The sequence below is a fragment of the Arcicella aquatica genome, from assembly GCF_034928825.1.
GTDB classification, from domain to species: domain Bacteria; phylum Bacteroidota; class Bacteroidia; order Cytophagales; family Spirosomataceae; genus Arcicella; species Arcicella aquatica.
On sequence record NZ_JAYFUL010000092.1, the window covers coordinates 1 to 4,691 of the forward strand.

The 4,691-nt window shown below is 34.4% G+C and carries 4 protein-coding genes and 4 pseudogenes; 1 reads left to right on the plus strand and 7 read right to left on the minus strand.

Features of this window, described 5'->3' with window-relative positions; all coding sequences use genetic code 11:
• Window positions 1–217: 217 nt before the first annotated feature.
• The 3 genes and pseudogenes from VB264_RS25185 to VB264_RS25195 all read right to left on the minus strand — a co-directional run.
• Window positions 218–703 (minus strand): annotated as a pseudogene (locus VB264_RS25185) (sulfatase/phosphatase domain-containing protein); the annotation flags it as partial.
• 36 nt (window positions 704–739) lie between these two features.
• Window positions 740–1,198, minus strand: a pseudogene (locus VB264_RS25190) (sulfatase); the annotation flags it as partial.
• Window positions 1,199–1,387: 189 nt separating this feature from the next.
• Complete coding sequence (locus VB264_RS25195; RefSeq protein WP_456151985.1) at window positions 1,388–1,540, minus strand: hypothetical protein; 153 nt, start codon at window positions 1,538–1,540, stop codon at window positions 1,388–1,390.
• 17 nt (window positions 1,541–1,557) lie between these two features.
• Between VB264_RS25195 and VB264_RS24845 the strand changes: the two genes are divergently transcribed.
• Window positions 1,558–1,731: a helix-turn-helix domain-containing protein gene (locus tag VB264_RS24845; RefSeq protein ID WP_456151986.1), complete on the plus strand. Its 174-nt coding sequence runs from the start codon at window positions 1,558–1,560 to the stop codon at window positions 1,729–1,731.
• A 34-nt stretch (window positions 1,732–1,765) separates the two neighbouring features.
• Here VB264_RS24845 and VB264_RS24850 read toward each other — a convergent pair whose 3' ends face one another.
• From VB264_RS24850 to VB264_RS24865, 4 genes and pseudogenes are all read right to left on the minus strand, one after another.
• Window positions 1,766–3,139: a PAS domain S-box protein gene (locus VB264_RS24850; protein WP_323254079.1), complete on the minus strand. Its 1,374-nt coding sequence runs from the start codon at window positions 3,137–3,139 to the stop codon at window positions 1,766–1,768.
• 343 nt (window positions 3,140–3,482) lie between these two features.
• Complete coding sequence (locus tag VB264_RS24855) at window positions 3,483–4,196, minus strand: tetratricopeptide repeat protein (protein WP_323254080.1); 714 nt, start codon at window positions 4,194–4,196, stop codon at window positions 3,483–3,485.
• A gap of 144 nt (window positions 4,197–4,340) precedes the next feature.
• Window positions 4,341–4,559, minus strand: a pseudogene (locus tag VB264_RS24860) (tetratricopeptide repeat protein); the annotation flags it as partial.
• A gap of 36 nt (window positions 4,560–4,595) precedes the next feature.
• Window positions 4,596–4,691, minus strand: a pseudogene (locus tag VB264_RS24865) (IS1 family transposase); the annotation flags it as partial.

The following is a 4,691-nucleotide window of genomic DNA, read 5'->3' on the forward strand; positions in this document are numbered from 1 at the left end:
AAATTGTGAACAGATATTTTTTTTCTATACCTAAAAACATTTCCATGCTACAAGTTCTTAATTTTTTTTATCTTATCTAAAAGATGTGGGTAATCAGTAGGACTTAAGTCCCTCGCTAGAGATAAGAGATTGATTATTAGTTATTTATATACTTGTAGATAATTAGTAGGACTTAAGTCACTGGCTAATAGAAATTTTAGAATTTAACAATCCTATCTCATTCACCAAAAATCTTAAGTGCCTCATCATCTTTTAGTTGGACAATCTGGTCTTTTAGCTTTTTCTTTAAATCGACTATTATTTTAGCATATTGCTTATCGTTATACAGATTTTTTAGATTCTTAGGGTCATTTTTGATGTCATATAATTCCCAGAAGTTTTTCTCACCATAGAATCTAGCCAATGTATAGCGTTCGGTACGAAGACCAAAATGGGGATACACATGATGTGGCTGTGGATATTCATAATAATGATAATAAGACTCGCTTTTCCAGCCACTGGTTTTACCTGTAAGAAGTGGTAAAAACGAATGCCCTTGAAATTCATCAGGAATCTTTGTCTTCATGATATTCAACAAAGTTGGTGCCCAATCTACGTTTGATACTACTTGGTTTACTTTCGTTCCTGCTTTAACCACCCCAGGATAACGTATGACAAAAGGCGTTTTGAGTGATTCTTCATAAATAAAACGTTTATCAAACCAGCCATGTTCGCCTAAATAAAAACCTTGGTCTGACGTTTAAATCACTACTGTATTCTTAGATAAACCCGTTTTATCAAGGTAATCAAGTAATTCACCAATATTACGGTCTAGCGACTTACCCGTTGAAAGATAATCACGCATATAACGTTGATATTTCCATTCGGTCAAAGCTTTGCCTGTCAATTTTTTGGCTGCAAATTCAGCTCCAATTTTATCATAGTATGCTTTGAACTGGCTTTTTTGTTCGGGCGTAAAACGATTGTATGACGACCATGCACCCTTACTATCATAATCAGCATCGACTTTTAAATCTTCTTTAAGCAACATCGTTTTCTCGATACTCATATCTTGGTCTTGTGCAGCAATGCGCCCTTTGTAGGTATCATAAAAAGTACTTGGCACAGGGAAAGTCACGTTATCAAAAGCTCCTAAATCTTGTAAAGAAGGCAACCACGAACGATGCGTAGCTTTATGCCCTACTACCATAAAAAATGGTTTATTCTTATCTCTACCCTCAAGTCATTGTTTTGAAAGTTGGGTTATTACATCCGTCACATAACCCTCATGTCTATGTGTTTCGTTTTTTGAATTAACAAAATCTGAATTGTAATAACTGCCATGCCCCGGTAAAATATTCAGGTAGTCGAATCCGTGGGGAAGTGTTCCAAGGTGCATTTTACCAATCTAAGCAGTCTGATAACCATTTTTTTGTAGTTCTTCTGGAAAAACATGTTGACTAATGTCAAATTGTTTTTCATTGAATTTATAGCCGTTAATATGGCTATATTTACCCGTCAACAACGTAGCTCTGCTAGGGCCACAAATTGAATTTGACACCACATTATTATACAGAATTGCCCCTTCACGAAGAAGCTTACTTTTTGATTGAAAAGAAAAACAAAAAACCTTCTGATATTTACCTTGAATTAGGTTTTGAAGACCTTTCTCATTTTTCATTTGCCTTCAAAAAACTATTTGGCAAAGCACCGACCGAGCTTTACGAAAGAACAGCTAGCATTACAGACTAGTAGTACGAATAAAATATATCATCCTCAATATCATTTACTCTTGTTTAAATATTTCACTCTCAGAAGTATAATTTACTATTCTATGTATCACTTGGTCTAATTCTTCCGTTGATTGAAAAAGTAAATCTATGTATTGTTCTTTTTCTTCTGGAGTAATATCTTTATCTGTCTTAAGCAAATGGCATATTCCTAAAATATTAGCCACTGGCTTTCTCACGCCATGCGACTGTTGCCAAGCAATGGCTTTTAAGCGATTTAACTGATCTAGAATTTGCTTTTCGTTATTTACTCTTTGGGTTACGTCTTGAATAATAATGAGTACATGTTTTTTATCATCCAATTCAAAACTGTTCAGGCTTATATCTACGATAATTTCACTCCCATCTTTCTTTATCGCAGGGGTAAATTTATTAGCAGCTATTTGTGAATAATCTTTCTGAGTATCATCTTTACCAAAGATTTCAGGTATCAACATCTGAATATTTTGCTTTTTCAACTCATCAAAGGTGTAGCCAAATACTTTCTCAACCTCAGGATTTGAAAGAATAATATTCATGTTTTCATCCACTATCAACATCGAAGTAGGTGCTGCTTCAACAATACTTCTAAATTTTGCCTCACTGTCTTTTAAAGAGACTTCTGCCTTTTTTCTATCTGTAATATTCAAGGCAAATAGCGACAGTCCTAGTAATTCACCATTGCGCTTATAAACAGGAAACATCCTAGATTGAAACCAATATTTCTCATTGTGGTAATTTGTGATAACTACTTCTATTTCATAACTTTTACCATTAATAGCACTTTCAAAGGAGTCGAAAAATGTTTGCTCTTGGTCTGGATAAAGAAAGTCTCTAAAATCTTCCCCTATCTTCAACTCTTTGTTCATATTCATTAACATCCTTTCTCTGGCAGGCTTGTTGAACTGGATTATTTTATAATCAAGCCCCAATAGTAAGACAGATTCAGTATTGTTCTCGATAATGGCCTGAAAGGTTTCAGCCATATTTTCAAGTTCTAATTCAATTCTTTTTTGCTTATCTATATTTTTAGCAATGAGTACAATACCAAGAAAATTACAAGAAGAATCATAAACAGGTTTCATCGTATATTCAAACCATATAGAAGCATCTTGGGATACTGTTTCATTTTGTACAACAACCGTTTCACCGTTGAGCGCTTTTCCAAAAGTATCAAGATATAAGTCCATAATACTTTCAAGCACAAACTCATTATAGTCATCTCCTATTGCGACTTCCCTTTTAAAATATAACATCAAAACCTCTTGTATTACTTTGTTAAAAGCTAATACTTTATGGTCAGAAGACAACAGGATGATACTTTCTGGAGCATTATCCAATATTGTACTTAGCGCCTCAGCAATATCTAAAGACTTTTTAAATTTATTCATCGGTAGCATTATTGGAAATTCAAAACATTCCACCATTTATAAAGATAAATCTAAGTGTTATCTACTTCAAATCCATCTTTTAACTAACTATTTTTTAACCATTTACTACACTATTCTGCATTGATTTTTTATGTTCACTCACTGAAATCAATAAGTAGTATTTTTCAGTATCTATAAAAAAAAGATTCAAGATTTAAACTTTGTATCCAAAGTTCACATCTTGAATCTTTTTATAGCTTAAAATCTAAAGCTGAAAGTCTAAAGTACAAAGTCCTATATCCTAAAGTCTTCGAGTCATCCTAAAGTCCTCTAGTCTAACGTCTTAAATCTAATATCTAAAGTCTTAATTACAATAATCACGAATAGCTGCATAAGCTGCCGTAAAACCTAATTCACCCGCCTTACTCAAATCATTACAGCCATCAGTATCACCTAGTGAATGACGAATGATACCTCTAACATAATAAGCTTCAGAATATTTAGGATTCAAAATAATAGCATTGTTACAATCTTGGATTGCACCTCTTTGGTCACCCATTTGAGATTTAACCATACCACGCGTAAAGTATGCTTCCGAGTAAGTAGGGTTCAACGCAATCGCCTTGTTATAATCCTCAATAGCTGCTCTGCTATCGCCCGAACGAGCTTTCGCCAACCCTCTGTTATAATATACTTCAGAACGTTGTGCTGTAATTTCAGACATTTTCAGACGCTCTTGAACATTGTTACGAAGCTCATCTAAAATCGTTTTAGTGATTGCCCCTACATGAACCACTTTCGTCCCTTCAGTATTTCCGATGGCAATTGCTTTGTTATAGTCTTCAATAGCACTTTTTGTATTTCCTAATCTGCTTTTCGCAAAACCTCTTCCGTAATAAGCACTTGCACTTTCAGGGTCTTGGGTAAGGGCTTGGTCAAAATCAACTAAAGCACCTTGAAAATCTTCTAGCTGACATTTGCTAAAACCTCTGTAGTATAACGATTCAGCATCCTCTGGTACTAATTCTAATGCTTTTCCATAGTCAGCAATGGCTCCTTTAAAGTCGCTCATTTTCATTTTACTATATGCTCTTCCAGAATAAGAATTTGCTCTTTTAGGGCTAATCTCAATGGCTCTGGTAAAATCCTCTAAACTCCCCTTATAGTCTTCCAATCTTTGTTTGATAGTCCCACGTGAAGCAAGTCCTTGTGCATTATCAGGCGTTAAATCAAGGGTTTTATTAAAGTCAGAGAGTGCTCCTTTGTAGTTTTCTAATTTCGCTTTACTAATACCACGAATAAAATATGCATTAGCATCCACTGGATTTAAATCGATACTTCTGTTATAATCTTGCAATGCTCCTTTGTGGTCATCTTGGCGCGCTTTGCTTTGCCCTCTGCCACTATAAGCTTCCGCATATTTTGGATTTAATTCAATCGCTTTGTCAAAATCATGGTAGTCCTAAAAATGTAATGTTTATCTTTCAAGATTATAATTACAAATAAAGTATTTTATTGCACCAATATGATTGTCGAGGGACTTTGAGAAACTTAAAGCTTTTCTGACTAATCT